We start from the raw sequence: 22,985 nt of genomic DNA on the forward strand, positions 1-22,985 counted from the left end.
ATCTCCTATCCAATGCGTGGAGAGTCAACCGGTTGCGTGCCGCGCGGTAGCCAGACAGAGCCACCAATCATCGAGGACAGACCACCGTGGTTGTGCACCGCATCGGAGCGGATGACCAAGTAGACGTGAATGATGGCGAAGAGCCAAATCAGGTACATGATGATTGTGTGAATCAGGCGGAAGTAGCCGATGCCAATCCAGTGCGTCGGCATAGCCAGCAGCTGGAAGAACCAGTTGGACTGATCCATCATCGCGTATAGCGACAAACCTGTGAGCATCTGAATGAAACACATCGCATAAATGCCGGTGTACGCCAGCTGCTGCAGCGGATTGTGTGCGAAGTAGAACGGCCCTTCCTTGCGCAGGAAGAGGTAGTACTGCATCGTGTGCCAGAGGTCTTTAACATCCTGCTTGTTATAAATCGGCCATAGCGCACGCCATCGTGTTTGTCGGTCGTGGGTAACAAACAGCAGAATGACACGCCACAGCCCCACCGCGATCCATAGGAATCCGGCTAAGAAGTGCGCGAAACGGACATATCCCATCGCGAAGCCCGCGGCCGAGCCGTCATAGGTGCGCTCGGTCAAATAGGGCTGCATGATGTACCAGCCGGTAAAGGTCATCACCAACATCAGCGCCAGGTTCAACCAATGCTGAACGCGCAGCGCCCATCCCCACAGGTGAACCTCGACCCACGAACCGGAACCCTTTTTGTTTTCCGCAATGGCCTCGTCGAGTTTCCGCAGCCCCATTGCCACGAATCCTTCGAAGATGAACTCTCCGATGATATTTCCGTCTTTGTCAATGGGCGCAAGCGCGACGCCCATACTGCGGTGCCCGCGACCATGGTGCATGTTCGCGTTACGACGAAGTAGAACGCCTTCCTCACGGGACATCGTGGATGCCTCAACGACCGCATTCAATTCACCGCGCATGATGGCGACATCGACCGTTTGATCCGCAATGTTGAGGCCGTGCACCTTGGCGATGGAGTAACGGCGGTCAGGTGTTGCCGGGTCGTAGGAATCCGGGGTCAGTTTCATCAGTGGCGTGCCGTCGAGATGGAAAAGATCGTCACGACGACGACGCAAACTGACCTTCAGCGCAAGGTCGACAGGATCGCGGGAGTCGTCCGGGACAATTGCTGCGGCCTGAATGACCTCGGATGGCGACAACCAGTGGCTGGTGTGTGCGTCAATAACCGCAATAACCAGGGGGTTGCCCTTGGAATCTTTTAGTCGCAGTTCCGGATTTTCACTCACTGGGGGTGTCATGCCGTCGTCACCTTAAACATTTCCTGACCAGCCGGATCCAAAATGTGGACTGCGCAGGCCATACATGGATCGAAGGAATGAATCGTGCGAAGTGGTTCAAGCGGCTGCTCGGGATCAACCAGCGGATGTGTGCCATCGCCAGCCAGCGCGTGCTCGTATGGGCCAAGCTGCCCCTTCGGGTCACGGCCACCGGCCAGCCACGTGGTGGGAACCACGGCTTGGTAGTTGGTCACCTTGCCATTTTCAATTTTGACCCAGTGGCTGAGCATGCCACGAGCGACCTCGAGGAAGCCCACGCCCTGGCACTTTTCCGGCCACGTGGTCGGCTCCCAACGGCTGTTGTCGAAGACATCGATGTCGCCGTTCTTCAGGGCCTCAACGAACTCCGGGAAAATGTGATCTGCCAAGTAATTGGCGGTGGTCACAGACTCCACAGCACGTGCGTAGGTGCGTCCCGCAGTGGAGTTCATCTGTTCAATGCGCAGGTCGAGCTTATCCATGACCTCGTCGACCAGGCGCATTGTCTCCGGCTCCTTCTGCAGGTATGCCAACAGCACACGAGCAACCGGGCCAACTTGAACAGCGCGACCGTCGTAACGCGGCGCCTTCGACCAGGTGTACTTTTCATTGTCCGACAACCACTCGTACGGCGGCTTCGGGCCGGTGTAGTTCACAGTTGTTTCGCCGTCGTACGGCTTGAGGCCGACATCATCGCCGGCTTCCTGCGTATACCAGGCGGAGTTGATGAATTCCTCGATCTTTTCCGGCTGGAATGGGTGGAGCTTGGTGTAGTCACCGTCGAGAATGACACCGGGCTTGATGTTTGGATGCACGGTCTGGACACGGGACTTAGCCGGGTCGCCGGAGTAAGTGGCGCCGGCCATGCCTACCGCCAGGAAGCTGTCGGAGGAGCGACCGATGTCGAAGTAGTCCTTGTAAACGCTCATGATGGCGACTGCATCTGGGTAGAAGCAGTCATTGACGAACTCCACGATCTCGTCGATCCAGGACTTGATCTGATCAATGCCGACTTGGTTGACCGTCTCAGAGCGTTCCGGGTCGATGGAGCACGCCATGCCTCCGACCAGGAAGTTCGGGTGTGGATTCTTACCGCCGAAGACGGTGTTAATGCGGATGATAGAGCGCTGGAAAGCCAAGGCGTCGAGGTAGTGCGACACTGCCATCAGGTTGGCCTCGGGCGGCAAGCGGTAGTCCTCATGTCCCCAGTAGCCGCCGGTGAAGATGGACAGCTGGCCGGAGTCCACAATGCCCTGCACGGTCTCCTTAACCCGGGCGAAGGTTTCTTCGTTATTGCCCTTCCACGTCGAGCCGATCGACTGCGCGAACTCAACGGTCTTCTTCGGATCTGCCTCGAGAGCCTTCGTGACATCAATCCAGTCCAGACCGTGAAGATGGTAGAAGTGGACGACGTGGTCGTGAATCTCCTGCGAGCCAATCACCAGGTCGCGAATACGACGTGCCTGCGGGGGCGGTGTCGAGCCAATGGCATCTTCGACAGCGGCAATGGACGCCACCGAGTGAGTACCAGTGCACACACCACAAATACGACCAACGAATGCCCAGACATCGCGAGGATCGCGGTTTTTCACAATGGTTTCGATACCGCGGAACTGAGTAGTCTCACTCCACGCGGTTTTGATCTGGTCTCCCTCGCGCTCCAGCTCAATGCGAAGGTGTCCCTCGATTCGGGTAATCGGGTCGATTACAACTTTTTCCGTAGCCATGTCCTATGCCCCCTTAGTTGTCCTTCGAATCGGATGCTGTCTCGCTCTGCGTGCCTGGTGAGTTTGAAGGAAGGTCGACCATCGGTGGCTTCCGGCCTTCCACACCACCAAACGCAGCCAACACCTTTTCTTCGCCGTTGGAGCGCCTTATCTTCAGTTCCTTCACCAATGTGAGTCCGCCATGGACCGCGGCACCTGCGGCAGTGGCAGCCAGCAGTCCAACGCCGACCTTGTTCACGCTGGACTCCACTCCAATACCCGGGATTCCTGGCAGCTTGTCGTAGAACGGAGTGAACTGGTCGAAGAAGTCCTTCTCAGTACAGCCAATACATGGGTGACCAGCACCAATTGGCCAACCGGACTTAAGGTTCCACTGCACGATTGGGCATGGGCTAAACGTGGATGGCCCCTTACAGCCGACCTCGTAAAGGCACCAGCCGTTTCGCGCGCCTTCGTCGTCGAAGGTTTTCACGAACTGACCGGCATCGTAATGCGCGCGACGCGGGCAGGAGTCGTGAATACGCTGGTCATAGGCAAACTTTGGCCGCCCCTCAGCGTCGACCTCCGGTGTCTTGCCATAAGTGAGTACGTACGTCAGGGTGGCCGTAATCACCTCACCAATCGGCGGACAACCAGAGACGTTAATCACCGGTTTGTCCTTGATGATCTCATCGACGCCCTTAGCGCCGGTCGGATTCGGCTTAGCCGCCTGGACAGAACCCCAGACTGCGCAGGCACCAACGGCCAGGATTGCCGTGGCCTTCTCAGCAGCCTCGAGCAGCACCTGTTCTGCCGACTTACCGCCAATGGTGCAGTACGCACCGTTCTCGCCGGTCGGAATCGAGCCATTGACCACCAGAATGTGATCCTCGGCATTCATGTCGTCCAAAGCCTTTTCAGCCGCATGCCCGGACGGTGCCATGAGCAGCTCGTTGTAGTCCATCGAAACCAGGTTCAGCACCACATCTTCAGCAGTGGTGCCTCCGGAACGCAATACGGATTCCATACATCCGGTACATTCCTGCAACTGCAGCCAAGCCACCTTCGGCTTCTTTACAGCCGAGAGCTTATCTGCGATTTCCTCCGCTGAGGGAGTCAGTGACTGCGCCGCAGCCTCACCGACATTCGGAGTTGCGGCGGCAAAAATTGCCGCCATAGTGCCACAAAACTTCATGAAACTGCGCCGTGAGACACCAGCTCTAGCGAGGTTTTCGCCGAGGGTCCCTTCCTGCCAATTCGCGCCACTAATCATTTTTTCGCTGCGCCTTCTGCTTAGTTATTAGGAATATTGGTTTCGAGGTTTTACAACTACCCAGGCCCATTGCCTATACATGGCCAAGTATAGCGACCTAAGAACAACCTGAATAATGGCGCTGCGCTGCGGTTATAACAAAATAATATGCAAGATAAATGTTGCGTAAATATAGCTCCAGGTACAGGTAATGAACGTGAAAAACCGCCGCAGATTACAGCGGGATATCACCTATCCCCCACTAAGGTGGAGCGAAGCGAGCGGGCAGCGGGGCCGTCGTCAAGCATGCCGTGCTGCCCCCCCCCATTGCTTCACGACGGCCCCCGGCGCGCGCTTAATCAACCAGCGCAGGGTTGACCCAACGGAGCCATTCGTCGATGCCCTCCCCGGTCTTAGCGGAGACCTCAATCACCTTCACGCCTGGATTGACCTTTTCCAGGTTGGCGCGGAAGAGCTCCATGTCGAAGTCAAGGTACGGGGCAAGGTCCATCTTGTTGATAACCACTACCTGCACAGAGCGGAACATCACCGGGTACTTGACCGGCTTATCCTCCCCCTCGGTGATGGAGTAGACCATTGCCTTACGAGTCTCACCGACCTCAAACTCAGCCGGACAGACAAGGTTTCCCACATTTTCAATCATGACCAGGTCAAGCGTGGCCAAATCCAGCCCCTCGAGCGCGCGGGAGACCATCGGGGCGTCCAAGTGGCATTCACCACCGAATCCGTTGCCCGTGTTCAGCAGCGAAATCTGTGCCCCGTAGCCCTCCAAGCGGTCGGCATCGAGAGCCGTCTCAATATCGCCCTCGATAATGCCGACGCGCAGCTTTCCCTGCGCAGCCGCCAGTGTCTTCTCCAACAGCGCAGTCTTGCCTGAGCCCGGGGAGCTCATCAGGTTGATGGCTTCCACGCCATGTTCAGCAAGCAGCTCGCGATTGTGCTCCGCGCGATGGTCGTTTTCGCTGAAGATGTCCTCGAGGATGGTCACGCGTTCCACGCCGGTTTCATAACCTGAGTGGTCGCCGTGGCTAGTGTCATCGGGATCGGCGAGATGAACGTGGTCATGGCCGTGATGGTGGTCATGGTCGTGGTCATGATGATGGTGGTGATGGTGGTGTGCGTCATCGCCGTCATGCCGGTGGAAACGTCCCATGATAAAACCGTCTTTCCTACTTGTGCGTGTCGACGTCGATGTCGACGATTGTGAACTCTTCCCCCGAGATTACGCGTCCTGGCTTTCCACACGTGGGGCACAGCAGGCCGTCGAGTGGCCCCACCTGTTCGCGATGCCCGTGCGCGCATTCGACAACCGCAGGTACCCAGTCAATATCCAATTTCGCGTCCCCCAAACCGGTATCGCGACTGACGAAATCCCACGCGTATGAAAGGGTTTCTGGCACAACCTGCCGTAGAGCGCCTATCCGCAGGTGCACAGTGCGTACAGTTCGACCTTCGGCTGCTCTCGTGACAACCTTCGCTAACTGCATGCTCAACGCTACTTCGTGCACAATCTCCAAACTAGCAGTGCGAACGGACCCGAGCCGCTTACGTAAAGTTGAATGCATGGAAAAGGCAGGCGCGACCGGGGCGGGGATGGGTACGAGCATTCAACGCATTCGCTGGCGTATCGAAGGTATCGTCCAGGGGGTCGGATTCCGCCCTTTTGTCGCCACCATCGCCCGGCGCGCGGGTCTCGTCGGCTTCTGTGGCAACGATGAGCAGGGCGTATTCATCGAGGTAGAAGGCACGTCGGACGCCCTCGCTGCCTTCCGCAGCCAGCTTTTCACCGAACTGCCGGCGCTTGCCCGCATCATCAATCACTCCGCCGAGCACATCGCGACACTGGGCCATGAGCGCGAGTTCACCATCGTGCCCTCTCGCCACAGCTACTCCGGCCGCGCACTGCTTCCGCCCGACACTGCACTGTGCCCGGACTGCCGCCGTGAGTTTTTCGACCCTACCAACCCGCGCTACCTCTACCCTTTCATCTCCTGCACCAACTGCGGACCGCGCCTGTCCATCATCACTGAACTGCCCTACGACCGCCCGCGCACCACTATGGCGGCCTTTCCGATGTGCACCCCGTGCGAGCGCGAGTACACCGACCCCACCGACCGCCGCTATCACGCTCAGCCAATCAGCTGCTTCGACTGTGGCCCGCGTCTGAGCTGGCACGATGCAGGCGGCACCACCACCGCCACCTCCCGCGAGGAGGTTGTCGCGCTCTTTCGTCGCGCACACGCACTGCTTGACGACGGCGCCCTGCTCGCCGTCAAAGGTATTGGTGGTTTTCACCTGGTCTGCGATGCCACCAATGACGCTGCCTGCGAGAAACTGCGGATGCGCAAGCGTCGACCCGACAAACCGTTGGCGGTAATGGCTCCCACTGTTGACACCGCTGCCCAACTGGTTGAGTTAACTGAACAGGAGAAGCGTTTCCTCGACTCGCCTGAGGCACCGATTGTGATCGCACCGAAGCAGCGGCCGGGGCCGCTTTCCAATCTCATCGCACCGGGCCTCGACAGCTTCGGCATTATGCTTCCGTACTCAGGCATTCACCTGTTGCTTTGCGATCGCCCGCTCGTGGTCACCAGCGGCAACCTCAGTGGCGAGCCTGTGTGTACCGACAATGCCGATGCGCTGAAGAAGCTCGGTCACATCGCCGACGCTTTCATCCTCCACGACCGCGAAATCCACGTACCCGTTGAAGATTCGGTTTTCATCGGCACCGCTCCATCGCGCCGGTCCCGCGGCTTCGCTCCCATCCCCGTTTCAATCACGGCCACCGATTCTCGTAGCCGCACTGGCACTGGCCCTGGCGCTGCCGCTAGCCCTGACACCAGCGCCCGGAGCACGTCCCAACCCACCATTTTCGCGACTGGCGGGGAGCTGAAGAACACTTTCGCTATCGCGCATGGGGACCTCGCTCACGTCTCCGCGCACATTGGCGACATGGGTTCGTGGGCCAGCCAGAAGGCCTACCAGAGAGCAGTTGACCAGCTCCTTTCCATGCGCGATGCGACCCCGGACCTTGTTGTCTGCGATCTTCATCCGGGCTACGCAACGACCGCCTTCGCCGAACGCTTCGCCGCCGAGCACGACATCGAGCTGCTCGCGGTTCAACACCACTTCGCGCACGCGCTCTCCCTACTCGCCGAACACCGCCTCCTTTCCCCGAACGCGGGTCGCGCCGTCGTCGCCACCCTCGACGGCACCGGCTATGGCACCGATGGGTCCATCTGGGGTGGCGAGGTTCTCACGCTCAGTCGCAGTTCCGCAAACTGGGAACGCACCTGGCACTGCCCCACTTTCCCGTTGGTCGGTGGAGATCGCGCCGTCACGCACCCGTGGCGGCTCGCCCTCGGTCTCACTCACGCATGGGAGCTTGACGACGACCACCTCCTGCGCAATCTCTCCAACGAGCGCGAAGTAGCCCTGGTTAAAAGCCAGTTGGCGACGGGAATCGGCGCGGTGCAAACTTCGTCTCTCGGCCGCATTTTCGATGCCACCGCAGCTCTGCTGCTTCCTCGCTGGCGCGGTGGCGGGGCCATCAGCTACGAGGCGCAAGCGGCCATGGAATTGGAGGCAGCGGCGACTCGCTACGTGAGGTCACATGCGGAAGCGCTCGGAGCGGTCAGTTCCGGGACCAAACCGGTGCCCCTCCAGGAGGTTATCCGGGAGGCGTTAGCATCGCCTGACGCCGAGCAGGCCGCATTTGTGTTTCACAGTGGGGTCGCGGGGGTCGTCGGCAAGCGATTGGTGCAGGCTGCGGAGGAAGCCGGCACCGATGTTGTCGGCGTCAGCGGGGGTTGCGCGAATAATGCGCTGCTGATGGAGCTGCTGCGGCGTGAAGTTGCAGCTGAGGGCTTTACTCTGTTGCAGCATCAAATTGTGCCGCCGGGCGATGGCGGTTTGAGTCTTGGCCAGGCGATGGCCGGTCGCCTGCTGGCGGCAACCGGCATGGATGTCTAGCAGATGCGCGGCAGCGGATCGCCGACCAACATGTCCACCATGCGGGTGCCGCCGAATCCGGTGACCAGTACCACGGAAGCGGCGGGCTCGTCCTCGATGGAGCCGATATCACAAGCCTCGGAAGCCCCGGCTGCGTGGAGTGCACTGAGCGCTGCCTCGGATTGCTCGGCGGGGACAACGGCGACGAAGGTGCCTTCATTGGCGACGTAGAGCGGATCTATGCCGAGCATGTCACAGGCGCCACGGGTCATTTCACGGACCGCAATGGAATCGTCGTCAAGTACGACACCAAGACCGGTGCCACGGGCGAGCTCGTTGGCGACCGTGCCGAGGCCGCCACGAGTGGCATCGCGCATCCAGCGAGTGCCGGGGGCAGCTTCAAGTAGTGCCTCGACCAGGCCGTTGACGGCACGGGTATCGGACTCGATAGGCGCGGCCAGAGCCAAGTCGCCGCGGGCGAGCATGACGGCCATGCCGTGATCGGCGATTGGACCGGAGACGAGGATGCGGTCTCCGGCCTCGATGTTTGCGTAGACAGATCCTTTCGTAGCGGCACCGGCGTAGTCGCCGCGGACCACGCCCATCCCGGCCGTGGTGATGTAGACCTGGTCACCTGCGCCCTTCGGCACAACCTTGGTGTCGCCGGCGACGATGCTCACCCCTGCGGCATCGGCAGCGACGCGCATACTCGCCACAATGCGGCGCAGAGTCGCAATCTCCAGCCCCTCTTCCAGAATGAACGATGCGGTCAGCGCCAGGGGCCTGGCTCCAGCTACCGCCAGATCGTTAATCGTGCCGTTGACGGCCAAATCCCCGATGTCGCCGCCCGGGAACTCGATGGGATTGACCACATAGGAGTCGGTGGACATTGCCAACCGCGCCCCACCATGTGCAGAAGCTGCCGCAGCCTCGACGACGGCTTCGGCAGCGAACAGCCCGGAGTCGCCACCCTGCCCTAAAATTTCATTGCCATAGGCGTCGAAAAAGACCTGTTCAACCAGAGCTGCGGAGGCCTTTCCACCGGAGCCGTGTTGCAAGGTGACGTAATCGTCGAGAAGCCTGAACGGACGTGCCCGAACGCGACCAATATTGGTGTTTACCTTGGCTTCGTTGGTGTTCAGACGATTCTTCGGCTGCATGCTCACTATCCCTAACTTCACAGCTGGTGGCGGACAAAACTGCTTGCGTCACTCGTCCTTCGAAAACGAGGTTCGCTGCCTCTGATGGTAGTCTCGATAAGTATTGCAAACGAGGAGAAGCGTATGTGTCTTGGTGTCCCTGCCGTCATCACAGAAGTCCACGATGCTGCCCGTGCAACAGTGGAAATTGGTGGCGTCGCACGCATGATTTCCACCGATTTACTTGTTGACGAGAACCTCACCGCCGGTGACTGGGTTCTCGTACATGTCGGTTTCGCCATGAGCAAGATCGACGAGGAAGAAGCCAGACTTTCGCTCCAGCAAATCAAACAGCTAGGCGGCGACACTTACGAGGATGAGCTGGAATCCTTCTCATCGTCACAGATCAACTGAGGGGCTGGACGGCACCATGAAATACGTTGACGAATTCCGCGACCCCGCCGCTGCGAAGAAGCTGCTCGCACGCATTGAACGCGAGGCCACCAAGCTGGAAAAGCCCATCGCGCTGATGGAAGTCTGTGGCGGGCACACGCACACCATTTACCGTTACGGCTTGGAAAACCTCCTACCCGAGAACATCGAGCTGATCCACGGGCCCGGCTGCCCCGTCTGCGTCATCCCCATGGGCCGCGTCGACGATGCCATTTGGCTGGCACAGCAAGAAGACGTCATTTTCACGACCTTCGGCGACATGATGCGCGTGCCGGGGTCCGAAACGTCGCTGATGCAGGCACGTGCGCGCGGCGCCGATGTGCGCTTTGTCTACTCGCCTCTCGACGCGCTGAAGATCGCCACCGATAACCCCGATAAGCAGGTCGTTTTCTTCGCCGTCGGGTTTGAGACAACCGCCCCGTCGACTGCCGTGACCATTGAGGCCGCGCGCCGGCAGGGAGTGGAAAACTTCTCCGTATTTTCCAACCACGTACTCATCGAGCCGCCACTGCGCGCCATCGTCAACGGCGGCGAAACCAAGGTCGATGGTTTCATCGGCCCAGGTCACGTGGCTACAACCACCGGCACGGACGCCTTTGAGTTCCTGCCGCGCGAGTTTAATCTGCCAGTGGCGGTCACCGGTTTTGAGCCATTGGATGTGCTCCAGGCCGTCGTCATGCTGCTGGATCAATTCGTCAGCGGCGACGTTGCTGCCGGTAAGTCGCGGGTAGACAACCAGTACGCGCGCGTCGTTCGCTCCTCCGGCAACACCACCGCGCAGAAACTTATAGACCGCGTCTTTTCCCTCCGCGACACCTTCGAGTGGCGTGGCCTCGGCTGGATTGAAAACTCCGGCCTCGGCATCTCTGAGGAATACGCAGCATTCGATGCCGAGCGCCGTTTCCAGGTGCCGGGGCGCCGGATCCCAGACCCCGTGACCTGCGAATGCGGATCTGTGCTCACCGGCCACATCAAGCCGTGGCAATGCGCGGTCTTCGGCACCGCCTGCACCCCGGCGACCCCCATCGGCACCTGCATGGTCTCCCCCGAAGGCGCTTGTGCGGCGTACTACAACTTCGGCCGCATCGACCGAAAAGTCACCGAGAACCTGGCGAAATCCCGCCGCTAGTTACTCCGAAATCCCCGCACGCGCGAGCGCTGCTACCGCCTGCTTTACGACGGGCGCGTCAATCATCTCGCCATCGAGCTGGAAGGCGCCAGTGTGCGTACCTGCGTGATCGACAATCTTCCGGGCGCGGGCGAGCGTTGCTTCCGACGGCTTATATGCCTTGCGCACCGGCGGCACCATCGCCGGGTGGATGCAGGCCGTAGCCAAGAAACCACAGCCCACGGCGTCGAGAGCCTCTAGGTACTGGCCGCGCTCATCGCGAAAGTCAGTATGAACGGCATCAATGGCGGCAATACCCGCTGCAGCTGCATGCACCTGAACGAGTGCACGAGCCAATCGCTGCGGATCGTGGTAGTGGCGACGAGGATTTTCATCCACACTCTGACGCGAGGACGCCCCACCGAGTTCGGCGGTCAGGTCTTCGGCACCCCAGAACAGACCCACAACGTCCGGGTGCGTGGCAATCTGCTGGATATTAGTCATGGCCTGCGGGGTTTCAATCATCGCGATGATCTTCAACCCTTCGAGCTCTGCGGGAATGGAGTCTCGAATCTTGGGCACCATGACGATGTCGTAGTCACATGTACGGGCAAAGGCGACATCCTCCGCGAAGGTCGGAGTCCCAGGACCGGTAATCCGAAGAATAGTCACCTCCGGGTCGAGCGGATTGTTGATGATGTTCGCACGTGCCTGCTCGTGATTGTCAACGGCAGCGCCATCCTCCAGGTCAATAATGACCATGTCCGATCGTTCAGCAGCTTTCTGGAAACGTTCCGGACGGTCAGCCGGGGCGAAGAGTAGCGCCGGGCCAGAGGGAAGCCAAGGGAAGGTCTGTTCACCATCGAGGGAGCTAAAGCCTGTCATAGCTCCTAACCTAATTGAAAACTCGAATCACCTTCGCGCAGGCTCTCCCAGGAGACAACAAAACCCGCGTTGTGGGGTCCATAGAGTGGAGACCACAACGCGGGTTTGCTGAGTTTTTAACCTATGCGATTAGTCGCGGTACAGCAGCAGCGCGTCGCCCTGGCCGCCGCCACCACACAGGGACACACCAGCGCGACCCGAACCGCGACGGTTCAGCTCCATTGAAGCGGTCAGAGTCAGGCGGGCACCGGAGCAGCCAATCGGGTGGCCGAGGGCAATCGCGCCACCGTGGATGTTGGTCTTTTCCAGCGGGTAGTCCAGCTCACGCAGGGACTTGACGGCCACCGCACCAAATGCCTCGTTGATCTCGATGAAGTCAAGCTCCTGCGCGTCCCACTCAGCGCGACGCAGAGCCTCCTTCAAAGAGTCCGCCGGCTGAGCGTGCAGGGAGTTATCCGGACCTGCGGTCTGGCCGGCCTTGCCCACAACTGCGAGGTAGTCTAGGCCGTGCTTCTCTGCGTAGGCACGCGATGCCAGCACAACTGCTGCGGCACCGTCGGAAATCGGCGAGGAGTTACCGGCAGTGATGGTGCCGTTTTCCTTCAGGAAGACCGGACGCAGCTTAGCCAGGGTCTCCACAGTGGTCTCCGGGCGAATGCCCTGGTCGGTGTCAACAACTACCGGGTCACCCTTGCGCTGCGGAATCTCGATTGGAGCGATTTCCTGCGCGAAAATACCGTCTTCCTGCGCCTTAGCCGCACGCTGGTGAGAAGCGGCCGCAACCTCGTCCTGCTGCTCGCGGCTAATGCCGAGGTCGCTGTTCGGACCGTCGGTAAGCGTACCCATGGACACACCATCGAAGGAGTCGACCAGACCGTCGCGCTCCAAGGTGTCCTCCAGCTTCAGCGCACCGAAGGACTTGCCCTGACGAACACCGCGTGCAACGTGCGGAGCGTGCGTCATGGACTCCTGACCACCTGCAACAACGACGTCTGCATCACCGAGACGAATCAAGCGAGCGGCGTGAATGACAGCGTTTAGGCCCGAGAGGCAGACCTTGTTAACGATCTCAGCAGTCGTATTCCATGGCAGACCCGCCTTAATGGCGACCTGTCGAGCCGGGTTCTGGCCAGCACCTGCGAGAATCACCTGGCCCAGAACGACGTGCTGAACCTCTTCCGGGGCAACGCCGGAACGCTGGACAGCGTGCTTGACAGCATGAGCGCCAAGTTCGACGGAAGTAAGCGGTGCCAGCTGACCGAGCAGCTTGCCCTGCGGGGTGCGGGCACCAGCGAGGATAACGACATCATTCGGGCTGGGAGCTGGAAGGTTACTCATGGATGGATTCTCCTAAGTCAAAACTGATGAGTGTGGACTGACCATGATTGCTGCGTATTTAATTCTCGAGGTCAACCACGTATGCGGCTTCGGTGTTGGCCTCGATATCTGCCAGCGTCACCCCAGGTGCCAGCCTGCGTAGCACCAGGTGATCATCAGCGACATCGAAGCTTCCCAGGTTGCTAATAATCCTTTTCACTACTTTTGCACCTGTGAGGGGCAGTTCGCAGGCTTTTACCAATTTTGGTTTGCCATCTTTGGAAACATGATCGGTCAAAACCACCACTCGAGGGGTACCGGCGACCAAGTCCATCGCACCGCCCATGCCCTTGACCATCTTTCCCGGAATCATCCAATTGGCCAGGTCACCGCACTGGCTCACCTCCATCGCACCCAACACGGCCATTTTCACGGCACCGCCGCGAATCATGCCGAAACTGGTGGCGGAGTCGAAGATTGCCGCGCCCGGCACCAATGTCACGGTCTGCTTCCCCGCATTGATGAGGTCAGCATCCTCTTCGCCTTCATATGGGAAGGCACCCATTCCCAGAATTCCGTTTTCACTCTGCAGCAGAACGCGCACGCCTTCGGGAATATGGTTTGCCACCAGTGTCGGAATGCCGATACCCAGATTCACATAGTCGCCATCGCGCAGCTCTTCAGCGGCCTGCTGTGCCATCTCGTCACGGCTCCAGCCCTTGTCCATAATTGTCTTCGCAGGTGCCATTTAAATCTCCTCCCCTGCTGCCGCGTCACCGGCATCGTGGCTGGAATCGGTATTGCGTGGCCGAGTTGTGCGCTTTTCAATGAGCTTCTCGCGTCCGTCACCGCGAACGATGTGCTGGATATACACACCCGGAGTCATCACCAGATCCGGGTCGATCTCGCCGCGGCCAAGCAAGTACTCCACCTCTGCAACGGTCACCTTGCCGGATGCTGCGCACAGCGGGTTGAAGTTCTGCGCGGTCCGGCGATAGACAAGGTTGCCGTCAATATCGCCGTGGTAGGCGTGCACCAGGCCGATGTCGGCAACGATGCCACGCTCCTGCACGTAGGTCTGTCCGTCGAAGTCGGCGTGGGGCTTGCCCTCTGCAACGAGCGTGCCGACGCCGGTTGCGGTGTAGAACACGGGAATACCTGCGCCACCTGCGCGAAGACGCTCTGCCAGAGTGCCCTGTGGGGTGAACTCCACCTCGATTTCTCCTTCGAGGTACTGGCGAGCAAACTCCTTGTTCTCGCCGACGTAGGAGGCCACTACCTTTGCCACCTGCTTGTTCTCCAGCAGAATGCCGAGCCCAGTACCGTCAATGCCCATGTTGTTGGACACGATGGTGAGGTCTTTTGCCCCGGAGTCGCGCACGCCCTCGATGAGGGTATATGGCACACCGCAAAGGCCGAAACCGCCGACTGCCAGGGTCATTCCATCAGTGACGAGGCCTGCGACAAGCTCGCGACCGGTCTGATCAGTTGTTTTTGACATTGTTCTACACCCAGCCCAGGATTCGCGGAGCCATCTCACGCATCTCAACCTTGCGAACCTTGCCCGACGCGGTCATCGGAAACTCCTCGACGACGTGGACGTAGCGCGGAATCTTGTGACGCGACAGCTTGCCGTGGGCAAAGGCCGCCACGTCCTCAGCGGTGAGGTCTTCCACATCGTCGTGCAGAATTACCCATGCCATGATTTCTTCGCCATACTTGTCATCCGGCACGCCGATGACCTGTGCATCGACAACAGCCGGGTGAGTGAACAGGAACTCTTCAATCTCGCGCGGGTAGATGTTCTCACCACCGCGGATGAGCATGTCCTTGATACGTCCGGTGATGGACAGGTAGCCCTCGTCGTCAAGCACACCCAAGTCGCCGGTGTGCATCCAGCCGTCGGCGTCGATGGCCTCGGCAGTCTTTTCCGGGTGCTCCCAGTACTCCTTCATCACGGAGTATCCACGGACGACGACCTCGCCCTGTTCACCTCGTGGTAGGGTCTCGCCGGTTTCTTCACAGATGATGCGGGCTTCCAGGTGCGGCATGATCTGCCCGACGGTGTTGACGCGCTTTTCCAGCGGGGAATCCGCGCGGGTCTGGAAGGACACCGGCGAAGTCTCGGTCATGCCGTAACAGATGGCAATCTCACGCATATTGAGCTTGTCCATCACATCACGCATGGTCTTCGACGGGCACGAGGTACCTGCCATCACACCTGTGCGCAGCAGCGACAGGTCGTAAGGGGAGCCGTATTCCTCCTGGTCGTGGGCTTCTTCAAGCTCATTGATGAACATCGTCGGCACGCCGTAGAGGCTGGTGGCCTTAGCCGAGTGCACAGCCTTGAGCGTTTCACGCGCCTTAAACGACGGAGCCGGAATGACAATAGCGGCACCGTGGGTGAAGGCAGCGAAGGTGCCAATCACCATGCCGAAGGTGTGGAAGAACGGCACCGGCACACAGATGCGGTCGGCCTCGGTGTAGCCCAACAGCTCACCGATGAAGTAACCATTGTTCAGCAGGTTGCGGTGCGTCAGCGTAGCGCCCTTGGGAAAGCCTGTCGTGCCCGAGGTGAACTGGATGTTGATCGGATCATCCGGCTTCAGCTGGGAGGTGTACTCGCTCAGGTCATCGATTTCGCTGTGCATGTGCTCGTACCACTCGGAGGAGCCGAAGTAGATGACCTTGTCCAGGCGCACACCGCGCTGCTTGGAGGCCTCGATCAGCATGGTTCGGTAATCGGAGTCCTTGTAGCGGCGGGCGGCAAACACCATACGCACACCTGCCTTTTCCAACACGTAGTTCAGCTCGTGCTGGCGGTAAGCCGGGTTGATGTTGACCAGCACCAGGCCGATGTGGTGGCAGGCGTACTGCACCACGGTCCACTCCCAGCGGTTGGTGGACCAAATGCCGATACGATCTCCTGGACGGTAGCCCTCACGGATGAAAGCGCTGGCCAGACGCAGAACTCGGTTGTAGAAACGCTCAAAGGTAAAGGAGACATCCGCGTAGACGTCAACGACGGCGTCGCGGGACGGGAATTTCTCCACAATCGCACGCAGGTTCTCACCGAGAGTCTCATCGCGAAGTGGAGCGGCACCTTGCTCGACACCGGCGCCGAACACGTGGCTCATCTTGTTGCCATCAGCATCGACAACATCCTTGCCGTATGGTGCCGGCACAGTGGTGAAGCCCTCCGGCAGCTTCGAAGGATCAGCAGTGCGCTGTTCTGCGTGGTTCTTCAATGTCGCGGTCATGGGGAGATCTCCTTGGTTTAAGTGACTCCGCATAGTGCGGAGTGTGAGAGGGAATTGTGTTCTTTAGGGGGGGGATAAATCAGTGGTAGTTACCGGCTGTGGGACTAACCGGTTACAGCGGCTCGCCGAGCAATGGCTTCTGCTTGACGGAAGAGCGGCGCATCCACCATCTGGCCGTCAAAACTGAAGGCACCGGTGTTCTTTTCCGCTTCCGCCAAGAGCCGACGCGCCCAGTCAATCTCCTCGTCGCTAGGGCGATAAGCCTGGCGGATTGTCGGGACCTGACCTGGGTGAATACAGACGGTGGCAGCGAATCCCAACGCAGCGGCATCGGCTGCCTCCGCAGCTAGCCCATCCGCGTCGGAGATATTGACGTAGATGGAATCCAGACTGGCCTTACCGTGCGCCGCTGCCGCCAGGTGAACGTGGCTGCGGGTATGCACCGCCACACTGCGGTAGCTGCCCGCATGGATACGGCCCGGCGCGAGTGCAGCCTCTGCTTCGCTAAAGCGTGATGACGTTCCCGCCAAGCCCGCCACCAGGTCCTCTGCGCCCCAGAACAGCGCAACGACGCCATCGGCCTGCGCCAGCTCTTCGGCGCGCATGACCCCAAGCGGAGTTTCGATAAGGGCAATGACCTGGGTCTTCTCCCCCAGTGCCGCTACCAACTGATCCACTTGCTGCGCCGAGGAGGCCTTGGGCAGCATCACCTGGCGGAAAGCGGTGCCACGCAGCATGTCAATATCCGCTGCGTAGTCCTCAACCTCCGGTGGATTGACACGCACAATAGTGCGGGCCGGATCGAGGTCACAGGAGACGATAGCCTCGCGGGCAGCCTCACGGTTTTCTGCGCGACAGCCGTCCTCCAGGTCCAGGATCACCATGTCGGCACGGTCAGCAGCTTTAGCGAACCGTTCCGGCCGGTCGGCTGGCGCAAACAGAATTGCAGGACCCAGGGGCTGCCAGGAGTTATGCGTAGACATGGGTCACTCACTTCCCCGCTGAAGCTGCGTTCTCGGAGCCGTCGTCAAGCGAAATCGGTGCGCATTGGACGAGCGTGGAACGGACTGCGCGGCAGACGACGGTGCCGTCCTGGTTGCGTCCGATGTGCTCGAGCTCGACAATGCCCTGGTTGGGGCGGGACTTGGACAGGCGTTTGTTACGGCAGACGGTCTCTGCGTACAGGGTGTCGCCGTGGAACATCGGTGCGGGAAACGCCACTTCGGTAAAGCCGAGGTTGGCGACGATGGTGCCGAGCGTGAGCTGCCCGACAGACAGCCCGACAACCGTCGACAGCGTCCACATCGAATTGACCAGGCGCTCGCCTCCGAATCCCGGCTGCTGGCTCGACCAGTGCGCATCCAGATGCAATGGCTGGGTGTTCATGGTCAGCGTCGTGAAGAGGACGTCATCGGTTTCAGTGACGGTTCGCCCCGGACGGTGCAGGTAACGCGCGCCAACCTCGTACTCTTCGAACCACAGTCCGCGCTGCACGACGTCGCGGGTGACTTCGGTTGCGTTGTTGTCAGCCATTTTTACAGCCCCAATCCGCGTGCGATCAGCATGAGCTGCACTTCTGTGGTGCCCTCGCCGATCTCCAGGATCTTGGAGTCGCGATAGTGGCGTGCCACGCGGTACTCGTTCATGAATCCGTAGCCGCCGAAAATCTGCGTCGCGTCGCGCGCGTTGTCCATCGCAGCCTCCGAGGCAATCATCTTGGCGATGTACGCTTCACGACGGAACTCTGCGCCCGCGGCCATCTTTGCGGCTGCGTCGTACCACGCCATCCGTGCGGCATGCGCACGCGCTTCCATACGGGCAATCTTGAAGGAAACAGCCTGGTACTCGCCGATTGCACGGCCCATGGAGTGACGTTCCTTGGCGTGGCGAACCGACTCATCAACACAACCCTGCGCAGCACCGGTGGCAAGCGCTGCGATTGCGACACGCCCCTCGGCCAAGATGGACAGGAAGTTAGCGAAGCCGCGACCACGGGTGCCCAGCAGGTTCTCCTGCGGGACGCGAACATCGGTGAAGGTCAGTGGGTGGGTGTCGGAGGCATTCCAACCGACCTTGTCGTAAGCTGGTTCCGCGACAAAGCCCTCCGTGCCACTCGGCACGATGATGGTAGAAATCTCCTTCTTGCCATCTTCCTTCTGGCCGGTGACTGCGGTGACAGTAACCAGCGAAGTAATATCCGTGCCGGAGTTGGTGATGAACTGCTTGGCGCCGTTGATGACGAAATCATCGCCGTCTTCACGGGCTGTGGTGCGGGTGGCGCCGGCGTCGGAACCTGCATCCGGCTCGGTGAGACCAAAGCCAGCGAGCTTCTTACCAGCAGTCAGCTCGGGCAGGTAGGTCTCCTTCTGCTTGTCATTGCCGAAGTGGAAGATTGGCATGGCGCCCAAACCAACGCCGGCTTCCAGGGTGATAGCGACCGACTGATCGACTTTAGCCAGCTCCTCCAGGGCGATACCGAAGGACAGGTAGTCACCGCCCATGCCACCGACTTCCTCGGGGAATGGCAGACCGAACAGGCCCATTTCGCCCATCTGCGAGACAATCTCGTACGGGAAAGTGTGGTTGCGGTCGTGCTCGGCGGAAACCGGGTCGACAACTTCGTTGGCAAATTCGCGAACTACTTTCTGCAGTTCCACGTATTCGTCGTCGAGGATCGCGGTTGCAATCTTGGTGCTTTCGGACATGATGAGTGCTCCTTAAAAGATTTTGTAGGTGTGGGACTTGATTGGCGTTAGACCTGGTTGGTGCGTTTCGTGTGGGTTTTTATTCCTCGGCTTCGGCCACAGTGATGACCGCCAGCTGCTGGTCACCGGTGACCTGATCGCCCGGCGCGACGGTGAAGCTGACCTCACCCGCAATTTCGGCAGTGAGAGTGTGCTCCATCTTCATGGCCTCCATGACCAACAGAGCATCACCAACTTCGACGCGGGTTCCCTCCTCCACCGCCAACGCGATAATCGCGCCGGGCATCGGAGCTTGGATGACTCCCGAGCCTCCGGCATCGGCTTCGGCTCCGGTGGTGACTACCTCGGTGCGAGGCAGCACCCACGTGCCGTGAGCGCCGGCGACGACGTATTCTTCATGGTTCGCAGCCCCCGCATTGTCGATGGTCTCGACCAGGAAGTGCTGTGCGACACCGTCGCGGACGATGCGCAGGTGTTCCCCGTCGCGGTAGACCGAAACCTTGTAGTTTCGCGGTTCTGGAACGTCGATCTCTTCGTTCTCCGCCTCGGCGGACAGGCCCGCGACCACATCACCAACGATGACGTCGGCGCTCGACGGCGTGCCCACAATCGAGATCAGACGCGAGTCCTCCCCCGTTCCGAAGCGGATGCGCTGCGCGGCCGGGGTACTGGCGCGCCAGCCGTCCGGGGTCAGCCACGGCGAGTCGGTGGCCTCTTCAAAGCGAGAAGTCAGCCAGTCCATCGCAGCGGCGAGGTAGACATCGTCCGGTGTTTCGGAGGTGGCGAAGCCTTCCGCCACACGGTCGAGCAGACCGGTATCAAGATCGCCGACGCGAACCTCGGGGACGTTCAGCAGGTAGCGACAAAAGTCGATATTGACACCGACACCTGCGACAACGGTGTCTCCGAGCGCCCGGTCCAGCCGCTCGAGCGCCTGCTCACGGTTTTCCCCATGGGAGATGATCTTCATCAACATCGGGTCATAGAGGGATGAGACCTCGGAACCGTCGACAATGCCGGAATCCACCCGGATTCCCGCCCCGCTCGGCTCGACGACACGTGTGACCGTGCCACCGGTGGGCAGGAATCCCGCCGCTGGGTCTTCGGCATACACGCGAGCTTCAATCGAGTGACCGGTGAGAGTTACATCTTCCTGAGCAACCGGCAGTGGTCGTCCCGAGGCAATGTCAACCTGCAGTGCCACCAGATCCAGGCCGGTGACCTGCTCAGTTACCGGGTGTTCAACCTGCAGACGCGTATTCATCTCCATGAAGAAGAACGACGACGGGTCCTTCGCCGGCACAATAAACTCCACCGTGCCCGCACCGACATAACCAACCGAGCGGGCCGCGTCACAGGCCGCTTCACCGATTGCGCTGCGCGTTTCCTCATCCAGCAGGGGGCTCGGCGCTTCCTCGATGACCTTCTGATGGCGTCGTTGCAGCGAGCACTCACGCTCGCCCAGGTGGATCACATTGCCGTGTTTGTCTGCGAGGATCTGTACCTCGATATGCCGCGGGGTGTCGACGAAGTGCTCGATGAACAGGGAGTCATCGCCGAAGGCACCCGCCGCTTCACGACGAGCCGTTGCGAGCGCAGCCGGCAGGTCAGCAGCGTTTTCCACGCGGTGCATACCCTTGCCGCCACCGCCTGCCGATGGCTTAATCAGGACTGGGAAGCCGATCGATGGGGCTGCCTCAATGAGGTCCTCGTCGCTAAGCCCTGGGCGAGATAGACCCGGCACGGTGGGAACATCGCGGGCTTCGACGGCAGCGCGGGCGGAGATTTTGTCACCCATGGTGTTGATGGCGCTGGCCGGTGGGCCGATGAATTCAATACCTGCTTCCTCACAGGCGGTCGCGAAGTCAGCGTTTTCAGAGAGAAAGCCGTAACCGGGGTGGATTCCGTCCGCGTCGCAGCGGCGAGCGGCATCGATGATCTTGTCGATAACTAGGTAGGACTCGCGTGCCGGAGATGGGCCAATGTGGATGGCCATATCCGCCATGCGTACGTGAGGGGCGTCGGCATCGGCATCCGAGTAGACCGCGACGGAGCGAATTCCGTTGTCACGAAGGGTTCGGATAATGCGGCAGGCAATCTCCCCACGGTTTGCGACCAATACGGTACTCAGGCTGCCGCCAGCTGCGTGGGGCTGCGTGTTGTGCGCTGTCATGTGCCCTGTGTTTCCTTTCAGAAAATGCGGTGTCGAGAGTTTTTAGCTGGTTACTACATGCGGAAGACGCCGAAGCCCCGTTCATCCAGGGGTGCACCACTTGCCACGTCGAGGGCCATGCCAAGAATTCGGCGGGTATCTGCGGGGTCGATGACACCGTCATCCCACAGGCGAGCCGATGAGTAATAGCAGTGCGACTGGCGCTCAAACTGCTCGCGGATCGGAGCTTCAAACTCCTCCTGGTCTTCCTGCGACCAGCTCTCACCTGAGCGTTCAATCTGGTTGCGACGAACCGTCGACAGCGTCATCGCCGCCTGTGGACCGCCCATGACGGAAATGCGAGCATTCGGCCACATCCAGAGGAAGCGCGGCGAATATGCGCGACCGCACATGGAGTAGTTGCCGGCGCCGAAGGCACCGCCGATGACTACGGTGAACTTGGGCACGCGGGTGGTAGCCACGGCGTTGACCATCTTGGCGCCGTGCTTTGCGATACCGCCGGCCTCGTATTCGCGACCAACCATGAAGCCCGTGGTGTTCTGCAGGAATACCAGTGGGATGCCGCGCTGATCACACAGCTCGATGAAGTGCGCGCCCTTCTGTGCAGATTCCGCGAAGAGAATGCCGTTGTTGGCGATAATGCCGACGCGGTGCCCGTGAATGCGGGCGAAAGCAGTGACCAGGGTCGTACCAAATTCGGCCTTGAACTCCTGGTATTGGCCTCCATCCACAATAATTTCAATGACCTCGTGAACGTCGTAAGGCACTTTGGCATCGACGGGGACGACATCGTAAAGATCGGTCTGGTTGCGAGTCGGCGCGACGGTGGGCTCTGTGTCCCACGGAACTTCCGGGTCCTTGGGGAGCGTTGCGACGATATCGCGGACACGACGCAGTGCGTCGGCATCGTTAACTGCGAGATGGTCAGTAACGCCGGAGGTCTTGGAGTGCAGTTCGCCGCCACCGAGTTCCTCTGGTGTGACATCTTCACCAGTTGCAGCCTTAACCAGTGGTGGGCCTGCCAGGAAGATGGTGCCCTGGTTTTTCACAATGACCGCTTCATCGCTCATCGCCGGCACGTATGCGCCCCCGGCGGTACAGGATCCCATCACGGCGGCAATCTGCGGAATCCCGCGAGCGGAGAGGTTGGCCTGGTTGTAGAAAATGCGACCGAAATGATCGCGATCAGGGAAAACTTCATCCTGGTTGAGAAGCATGGCCCCGCCGGAGTCGACCAGGTAAATGCACGGCAAGTGGTTAAGGCTGGCAATCTCCTGTGCGCGCAGGTGCTTCTTGACAGTCAACGGGTAGTACGTTCCGCCGGAAACGGTTGCGTCATTGGCTACAACCAGGCAGCGACGACCTTCGATGATGCCAATGCCGGCGATGACGCCAGCAGCCGGAACCTTGCCGCCATACATTTCGTGGGCCGCTAGAGGTGCGACCTCAAGGAAAGGGCTGCCGGGGTCAAGCAGTTGGTTGATGCGCTGACGTGGCAGCAGCTTACCGCGGGAAATATGGCGAGCACGGGCACGTTCGGAACCACCGCGTGCTGTCGTGCTGAGCAACTCTTTGAGCTCTGCGACGAGCTCTTCGTGGCGCTGTCGGTTGGTCAATGCTGGGGCGTGAGTCATGGGCGAAATACTTTCCGTTAATGACTATTAACTTTCTTGACGGAAAGGTTAATGTGACCACAGTCACTTCACAACAAGTTTTGTTTCCT

19 protein-coding genes are annotated in these 22,985 nt (G+C 59.9%); 3 read left to right on the forward strand and 16 right to left on the reverse strand.

The features are described 5' to 3' along the window. Positions 1–5: 5 nt before the first annotated feature. The 5 genes from cybH to AB1Z34_RS00510 form a co-directional block, all read right to left on the reverse strand. Positions 6–1,274, reverse strand: a complete 1,269-nt coding sequence (cybH, locus tag AB1Z34_RS00490) for a Ni/Fe-hydrogenase, b-type cytochrome subunit (protein ID WP_016422187.1) — start codon at positions 1,272–1,274, stop codon at positions 6–8. Continuing rightward, positions 1,271–3,019, reverse strand: a complete 1,749-nt coding sequence (locus AB1Z34_RS00495; RefSeq protein WP_070438472.1) for a nickel-dependent hydrogenase large subunit — start codon at positions 3,017–3,019, stop codon at positions 1,271–1,273. Before AB1Z34_RS00495 ends, cybH begins: the two co-directional genes overlap by 4 nt. Before the next feature lie 13 nt (positions 3,020–3,032). Further along, positions 3,033–4,271 carry a hydrogenase small subunit gene (locus tag AB1Z34_RS00500; RefSeq protein ID WP_367157742.1) on the reverse strand — a complete coding sequence of 413 codons (1,239 nt, stop codon included), beginning with the start codon at positions 4,269–4,271 and terminating at the stop codon, positions 3,033–3,035. Positions 4,272–4,605: 334 nt separating this feature from the next. Further along, positions 4,606–5,424: a hydrogenase nickel incorporation protein HypB gene (gene hypB, locus AB1Z34_RS00505; protein ID WP_070566216.1), complete on the reverse strand. Its 819-nt coding sequence runs from the start codon at positions 5,422–5,424 to the stop codon at positions 4,606–4,608. A gap of 16 nt (positions 5,425–5,440) precedes the next feature. Beyond that, positions 5,441–5,878: a hydrogenase maturation nickel metallochaperone HypA gene (locus tag AB1Z34_RS00510; protein WP_318155792.1), complete on the reverse strand. Its 438-nt coding sequence runs from the start codon at positions 5,876–5,878 to the stop codon at positions 5,441–5,443. Between AB1Z34_RS00510 and hypF the strand changes: the two genes are divergently transcribed. Then, positions 5,835–8,243, forward strand: a complete 2,409-nt coding sequence (gene hypF, locus AB1Z34_RS00515) for a carbamoyltransferase HypF (RefSeq protein ID WP_367157743.1) — start codon at positions 5,835–5,837, stop codon at positions 8,241–8,243. The genes AB1Z34_RS00510 and hypF overlap by 44 nt on opposite strands. On the opposite strand, the gene hypE is transcribed toward hypF, so the two are convergent. Next, positions 8,240–9,382, reverse strand: a complete 1,143-nt coding sequence (hypE, locus tag AB1Z34_RS00520) for a hydrogenase expression/formation protein HypE (protein ID WP_367157744.1) — start codon at positions 9,380–9,382, stop codon at positions 8,240–8,242. The two genes, hypF and hypE, sit on opposite strands and share 4 nt — an antisense overlap. Positions 9,383–9,505: 123 nt before the next feature. Here hypE and AB1Z34_RS00525 point away from each other — a divergent pair, with 123 nt between their 5' ends. Both AB1Z34_RS00525 and hypD read left to right on the forward strand, forming a co-directional pair. Next, entirely contained in the window at positions 9,506–9,775 is a 270-nt protein-coding gene (locus AB1Z34_RS00525) for a HypC/HybG/HupF family hydrogenase formation chaperone (RefSeq protein WP_049172773.1), read from the forward strand. Between the two features lie 16 nt (positions 9,776–9,791). Next, positions 9,792–10,943 (forward strand): hydrogenase formation protein HypD, encoded by a 1,152-nt coding sequence (hypD, locus tag AB1Z34_RS00530; RefSeq protein WP_367157781.1) that lies wholly within the window; start codon positions 9,792–9,794, stop codon positions 10,941–10,943. On the opposite strand, the gene AB1Z34_RS00535 is transcribed toward hypD, so the two are convergent. The 10 genes from AB1Z34_RS00535 to AB1Z34_RS00580 all read right to left on the reverse strand — a co-directional run bounded on the left by AB1Z34_RS00535 (position 10,944) and on the right by AB1Z34_RS00580 (position 22,896). Then, complete coding sequence (locus AB1Z34_RS00535; RefSeq protein WP_367157745.1) at positions 10,944–11,807, reverse strand: CoA ester lyase; 864 nt, start codon at positions 11,805–11,807, stop codon at positions 10,944–10,946. Between the two features lie 129 nt (positions 11,808–11,936). After that, the gene (locus AB1Z34_RS00540; protein ID WP_256881076.1) at positions 11,937–13,145 is read right to left on the reverse strand and encodes an acetyl-CoA C-acetyltransferase; all 1,209 of its coding nucleotides are present in this window, start codon (positions 13,143–13,145) and stop codon (positions 11,937–11,939) included. A 58-nt stretch (positions 13,146–13,203) separates the two neighbouring features. Continuing rightward, positions 13,204–13,872, reverse strand: coding sequence for a CoA transferase subunit B (locus AB1Z34_RS00545; RefSeq protein ID WP_005509864.1), 669 nt, complete (start codon positions 13,870–13,872; stop codon positions 13,204–13,206). Next, the gene (locus AB1Z34_RS00550; RefSeq protein ID WP_367157746.1) at positions 13,873–14,625 is read right to left on the reverse strand and encodes a CoA transferase subunit A; all 753 of its coding nucleotides are present in this window, start codon (positions 14,623–14,625) and stop codon (positions 13,873–13,875) included. A 4-nt stretch (positions 14,626–14,629) separates the two neighbouring features. Continuing rightward, positions 14,630–16,384: an AMP-binding protein gene (locus AB1Z34_RS00555; RefSeq protein ID WP_016422174.1), complete on the reverse strand. Its 1,755-nt coding sequence runs from the start codon at positions 16,382–16,384 to the stop codon at positions 14,630–14,632. Between the two features lie 104 nt (positions 16,385–16,488). After that, entirely contained in the window at positions 16,489–17,367 is an 879-nt protein-coding gene (locus AB1Z34_RS00560; protein WP_311505422.1) for a CoA ester lyase, read from the reverse strand. Positions 17,368–17,374: 7 nt separating this feature from the next. Further along, positions 17,375–17,917, reverse strand: a complete 543-nt coding sequence (locus AB1Z34_RS00565) for a MaoC family dehydratase (RefSeq protein WP_070706027.1) — start codon at positions 17,915–17,917, stop codon at positions 17,375–17,377. A gap of 2 nt (positions 17,918–17,919) precedes the next feature. Next, a complete protein-coding gene (locus AB1Z34_RS00570) occupies positions 17,920–19,089 on the reverse strand; it encodes an acyl-CoA dehydrogenase family protein (protein WP_048731615.1) in 1,170 nt (389 codons plus the stop codon). A gap of 79 nt (positions 19,090–19,168) precedes the next feature. Further along, positions 19,169–21,262, reverse strand: a complete 2,094-nt coding sequence (locus tag AB1Z34_RS00575; protein WP_150961137.1) for an acetyl/propionyl/methylcrotonyl-CoA carboxylase subunit alpha — start codon at positions 21,260–21,262, stop codon at positions 19,169–19,171. A 53-nt stretch (positions 21,263–21,315) separates the two neighbouring features. Continuing rightward, positions 21,316–22,896, reverse strand: coding sequence for a carboxyl transferase domain-containing protein (locus AB1Z34_RS00580; RefSeq protein ID WP_367157747.1), 1,581 nt, complete (start codon positions 22,894–22,896; stop codon positions 21,316–21,318). Between the last annotated feature and the right edge of the window lie 89 nt (positions 22,897–22,985).

Source organism: Corynebacterium sp. 045007, assembly GCF_040743205.1.
Lineage (GTDB): Bacteria > Actinomycetota > Actinomycetes > Mycobacteriales > Mycobacteriaceae > Corynebacterium > Corynebacterium jeikeium_D.

Excerpts from the sequence above, each read along its gene's own strand:
- cybH (WP_016422187.1), bottom strand. The coding sequence starts at position 1,274 with ATGACACCCCCAGTGAGTGAAAATCCGGAACTGCGACTAAAAGATTCC.
- AB1Z34_RS00495 (WP_070438472.1), bottom strand. The coding sequence starts at position 3,019 with ATGGCTACGGAAAAAGTTGTAATCGACCCGATTACCCGAATCGAGGGA.
- AB1Z34_RS00500 (WP_367157742.1), bottom strand. The coding sequence starts at position 4,271 with ATGATTAGTGGCGCGAATTGGCAGGAAGGGACCCTCGGCGAAAACCTC.
- hypB (WP_070566216.1), bottom strand. The coding sequence starts at position 5,424 with ATGGGACGTTTCCACCGGCATGACGGCGATGACGCACACCACCATCAC.
- hypF (WP_367157743.1), top strand. The coding sequence starts at position 5,835 with ATGGAAAAGGCAGGCGCGACCGGGGCGGGGATGGGTACGAGCATTCAA.
- AB1Z34_RS00510 (WP_318155792.1), bottom strand. The coding sequence starts at position 5,878 with ATGCTCGTACCCATCCCCGCCCCGGTCGCGCCTGCCTTTTCCATGCAT.
- hypE (WP_367157744.1), bottom strand. The coding sequence starts at position 9,382 with ATGCAGCCGAAGAATCGTCTGAACACCAACGAAGCCAAGGTAAACACC.
- AB1Z34_RS00525 (WP_049172773.1), top strand. The coding sequence starts at position 9,506 with ATGTGTCTTGGTGTCCCTGCCGTCATCACAGAAGTCCACGATGCTGCC.
- hypD (WP_367157781.1), top strand. The coding sequence starts at position 9,792 with ATGAAATACGTTGACGAATTCCGCGACCCCGCCGCTGCGAAGAAGCTG.
- AB1Z34_RS00535 (WP_367157745.1), bottom strand. The coding sequence starts at position 11,807 with ATGACAGGCTTTAGCTCCCTCGATGGTGAACAGACCTTCCCTTGGCTT.
- AB1Z34_RS00540 (WP_256881076.1), bottom strand. The coding sequence starts at position 13,145 with ATGAGTAACCTTCCAGCTCCCAGCCCGAATGATGTCGTTATCCTCGCT.
- AB1Z34_RS00545 (WP_005509864.1), bottom strand. The coding sequence starts at position 13,872 with ATGGCACCTGCGAAGACAATTATGGACAAGGGCTGGAGCCGTGACGAG.
- AB1Z34_RS00550 (WP_367157746.1), bottom strand. The coding sequence starts at position 14,625 with ATGTCAAAAACAACTGATCAGACCGGTCGCGAGCTTGTCGCAGGCCTC.
- AB1Z34_RS00555 (WP_016422174.1), bottom strand. The coding sequence starts at position 16,384 with ATGACCGCGACATTGAAGAACCACGCAGAACAGCGCACTGCTGATCCT.
- AB1Z34_RS00560 (WP_311505422.1), bottom strand. The coding sequence starts at position 17,367 with ATGTCTACGCATAACTCCTGGCAGCCCCTGGGTCCTGCAATTCTGTTT.
- AB1Z34_RS00565 (WP_070706027.1), bottom strand. The coding sequence starts at position 17,917 with ATGGCTGACAACAACGCAACCGAAGTCACCCGCGACGTCGTGCAGCGC.
- AB1Z34_RS00570 (WP_048731615.1), bottom strand. The coding sequence starts at position 19,089 with ATGTCCGAAAGCACCAAGATTGCAACCGCGATCCTCGACGACGAATAC.
- AB1Z34_RS00575 (WP_150961137.1), bottom strand. The coding sequence starts at position 21,262 with ATGACAGCGCACAACACGCAGCCCCACGCAGCTGGCGGCAGCCTGAGT.
- AB1Z34_RS00580 (WP_367157747.1), bottom strand. The coding sequence starts at position 22,896 with ATGACTCACGCCCCAGCATTGACCAACCGACAGCGCCACGAAGAGCTC.